General features: G+C 65.9%; 5 protein-coding genes. 3 read left to right on the forward strand and 2 right to left on the reverse strand.

The window, feature by feature from the left end; all coding sequences use genetic code 11:
• The coding region (locus WAN71_RS00350) for a Clp protease N-terminal domain-containing protein (RefSeq protein WP_422223427.1) at nt 1-880 on the reverse strand (880 nt) is incomplete at its 3' end.
• A gap of 133 nt (nt 881-1013) precedes the next feature.
• Between WAN71_RS00350 and WAN71_RS00355 the strand changes: the two genes are divergently transcribed.
• On the forward strand, nt 1014-1319 hold the full coding sequence (locus WAN71_RS00355; protein ID WP_422223428.1) for a hypothetical protein: 306 nt from the start codon (nt 1014-1016) through the stop codon (nt 1317-1319).
• Here the strand turns inward: WAN71_RS00355 and WAN71_RS00360 are convergent.
• On the reverse strand, nt 1316-2026 hold the full coding sequence (locus WAN71_RS00360) for a DUF6159 family protein (protein WP_422223429.1): 711 nt from the start codon (nt 2024-2026) through the stop codon (nt 1316-1318). The two genes, WAN71_RS00355 and WAN71_RS00360, sit on opposite strands and share 4 nt — an antisense overlap.
• Nucleotides 2027-2326: 300 nt before the next feature.
• Here WAN71_RS00360 and WAN71_RS00365 point away from each other — a divergent pair, with 300 nt between their 5' ends.
• Together WAN71_RS00365 and WAN71_RS00370 are read left to right on the forward strand one after the other, a co-directional pair.
• Nucleotides 2327-2998, forward strand: coding sequence for a GAP family protein (locus tag WAN71_RS00365; protein ID WP_422223430.1), 672 nt, complete (start codon nt 2327-2329; stop codon nt 2996-2998).
• Nucleotides 2999-3033: 35 nt separating this feature from the next.
• A partial coding sequence (locus WAN71_RS00370) for an FAD-binding oxidoreductase (protein WP_422223431.1) occupies nt 3034-3830 on the forward strand: 797 nt, incomplete at its 3' end.

Genomic DNA, 3830 nt, shown 5'->3' on the forward strand with positions numbered 1-3830 from the left:
TCGCCGATTCACCGGTCGCGCCGGCCCCGACGATGGTGTGCAGCTCGTCGATGAAGGTGATGATCTGCCCGGCGGAGTTTTTGATGTCGTCGAGCACGGCCTTGAGGCGTTCCTCGAACTCGCCGCGATACTTGGCGCCGGCCACCATCGAGCCCAAGTCCAGCGAGACGACAGTCTTGTCGCGCAGGCTGTCGGGCACGTCGCCAGCGACGATGCGCTGCGCCAGGCCCTCGACGATCGCGGTCTTGCCGACGCCGGGCTCGCCGATCAGCACCGGGTTGTTCTTGGTGCGACGGCTCAAAACCTGGACGACGCGGCGAATCTCGTTGTCCCGCCCGATAACTGGGTCGAGTTTGCCTTCGCGGGCGCGGGCGGTCAGGTCGGTGGAGTACTTCTCCAGCGCCTGATAGGTGGCCTCCGGGTCGGGGTTGGTGACTCGCGCGCTGCCGCGGACCTTGACGAACGCGTCGCGCAACGCCTGCGGTGAGGCACCGTGTCCGGTCAACAGCTTGGCGACGTCGGAGTCGCCGGTGGCCAACCCCACCATCAGGTGCTCGGTGGAGACGTACTCGTCGTCCATCTCGGTCGCCAGTTGCTGCGCGGTGGTGATGGCAGCCAGCGATTCACGGGACAGCTGCGGTTGCGCGCTGGCGCCGCTGATCTGCGGCAGCCGGTCGACCAGGCGCTCGGCTTCAGTGCGGATAGTGGCGGGCTCGACACCGACAGCCTCCAGTAACGGCGCGGCGATCCCGTCGTTCTGCGTCAACAGCGCCAACAGCAGATGAGCCGGCCTGATCTCCGGGTTGCCGGCGGCGGTAGCCGCCTGCAGGGCCGACGTCAGGGCCGCCTGCGTCTTGGTTGTCGGGTTAAAAGAGTCCACTCCGGCCTCCATCTGGGTCTAAATGGGGTTAGCAAAATGCTTGTCGCGTTGTTCAACGCCGTCAAGGTTGAGTCTGTTCCGCTCAACTCTAGCGAATTTTTCCGGCAGCTGAACTCGAACGTATGATCGATCGGTGGGCGACCTCGCGTCGATCGGATACAACGGGCAGCCGGTCCGCAACCCGTTTCGGGTAGTGCGCCCGCCGATCACCGTGCTGGTTGACCTGACGGTGCTGTTTCCGCGGGAGCCGCACCGCTCGGGGCGGTATCACGCAGGCGGCCTGCAGCTACACAAAGTCGTCGAGGGCAGGCTGACCTGCTGGGGCATCTGCGAGCAGGGCGACTGGTGGGGGCTGGTGACCTACCCGATCGTCTACGGGCCCAAGCGCAAAACCGTCACGCACTGGGTTCCGGCCTGGGTGTTGCGCCGCAAGGCTTAGTGCCGGTCGAAGGCGGCTTCCAACTCTCGACCGTCGAACGCACTAGGGGCCGTGCCGTTTGTCGCGTACTGGTAGACCGCGACGCGGAAGATCTGGCTCAGCGCGCTAGAGATCACCGAGACCGCAAGGAATGCGGCCGCCGCGATGGCGAGGACGACGGCGCCCACCAGCGGCTGGTTGGCTTGAGACAGCAGGATGTAGCCCGTCATCCCGACGAACACGATCAGCATGAAGACGAACCCGCTAACCGCCCAGATAGCCACCGCCCCCGTCGCGCTCTCGCCCCAGCGTGCCTTCACCACCGCCGCCGAGCGTTTGAGCGCAGCTAACGGTCCGCTGCCTTCCAGCGCGAGTACTGGCACCACGAAGAACGTCGCAATCGACCAGGCCGCGCCGGCGATCCAGGCGCTGATTTTGCCCGCGAGCCCATTCTCTCTGAGCGCATACAGGATCAGGCCGACCGTCGTCGTCACCAGCGTCCAGCCGAGAATCGGGCCGATGCGCCCGAACGCGGCCGAGAGCCCCTCACTCACGCTGGTGTCCTCACCACGCATCGAGCGCACGGCGCAGGCAGCAAGCGCGACGTTGAAGAACACTGCGATGAACGTCGCGGCATACGCGGAGCCGAAGGCGGCGATGTAATAGATCGGGTCGTGCGTGTCGATGAGGTAATGAATCGGGTGTTTGTTGTCGATGACGTCCAGCACACCTCGCAAGCCCAGCGTCGGGACGCAGATCACGCCAGTCGCGACGATTCCCAAGATCGTCGAGAGGACCGGGAACAGCAACAGCGAGGCATCACTTTTAAGGACATCCCAGCTCTGGGCCGTCAGCGCCTTACCACGTTCTATTTTGCCCATCGACAGAGGTTAGCCCCGTTTCGGGCGGGAACTACCCGTTTTTCACACCCTTCACCCCGGCCGCGTTGACTCGCGATACCCACCCAGCCTGGGCAAAGGATCCGGTCCGGCACACACGCGACCGCCGTCGATGCGAAGATTCAGCCCGTGACAGGAAGTTGGGGTTCCGTGCTGACCACGCTGATTCCGCTGGCGCTCGTCGTCGCGGTCTCGCCGTTCTCAATCATCCCGGCGGTGCTGGTGTTACAAACGCCGCGACCGCGGCCGACGGGCCTCGCCTTCCTCGGCGGCTGGCTGGTGGGCCTGGCCGGGCTGACCGCGGTGTTCGTCGCGTCCTCCGGCGCGCTGGGCGGGCTGCGCAACTCTCCACCGACCTGGGCGTCCTGGCTGCGCGTCGTCGCCGGACTGGCGCTCATCGCGTACGGGATCTACGAGTGGCTGACCCGGCACGGCCACACCGAGTCGCCTAAGTGGATGCGGTCTTTCAGCACCCTGACGCCCGGGCGCGCGGGAGTAATAGGGCTGGTGCTGGTGGTGGTCCGGCCCGAGGTACTCACCATGTGCGCCTTGGCCGGTTTGACCATCGGCAGCGCCGGGCTCGGCATCGCGGCCGACGGGATAACTGGTGCGATTTTCCTCGCCGTTGCCTCATCCACGGTCGCCATCCCGGTGTTGGCCTACGCGGGCGCCGGTGACCGCCTCGACGAGCCAATGGCCCGGCTCAAGGACTGGATGGAAAAGAACAATGCCGCGCTGCTCGCAGGAATCCTCGTGCTGATCGGTTTGATGGTGTTGTATAACGGCGTTCACCGGCTGTAACGAGGGACGTTCAACCCCGCATAAAATCGTCGGGCGTGAGCCTCAACGACCGGGATGCGCTGGCGGTATTGCACGCCGCCATCGACCCGGACGACGCAAATGGGCTCATCGGCCGCTTTTACACGCGCTGGTTTTCCTTCGACGTTTCGCCGCGTGACCTGTTTCCACCGGACATGGCCGGCCAGCGGGCCGCCTTCGCCCACGCGTTGAACTGGGTCTACGGCGAGCTGGTTGCCCAGCGAGCGGAAGAACCGGTGGCGTTTTTGGCTCAGCTGGGACGCGACCATCGCAAATACGGGGTGCTGCCCGAGCATTACGAGACGTTAAGCCAGGCATTGCATGCGACCCTGCGCGACGAGTTGGCCGAGGCCTGGACCGACGCCGTCGACGCGGCCGCCCAGCAGTCGCTCAACCTGATCACCGGGGTGATGAGCGGCGCTGCGGACGCCGACGACGGGCCGGCCTGGTGGGAGGGCACGGTGCTCGAACACCTCCGGGTATCCCGCGACCTGGCGGTGGTCCGGCTGCAGTTGGACCGCGAGATGCCCTACCACGCCGGCCAGTACGTCAATGTTGCTGTGCCGCAGTGCCCGCGGCGGTGGCGATATCTGACGCCCGCCATTCCGCCGGATGACAGCGGTGCCATCGAGTTTCATGTCCGGGCGGTTTCGGGCGGCATGGTCAGCAACGCCGTCGTCAACGAGACCCAGCCCGGCGACCAGTGGCGGCTGTCCAGCCCGCACGGCGGCTTACAGGTCGACCGCGATGGTGGCGACGTGCTGATGGTGGCGGGCAGCACCGGGCTGGCGCCGCTGCGCTCGATCGTCATGGA

The sequence above is a fragment of the Mycobacterium sp. genome, from assembly GCF_049280035.1.
GTDB lineage: Bacteria > Actinomycetota > Actinomycetes > Mycobacteriales > Mycobacteriaceae > Mycobacterium.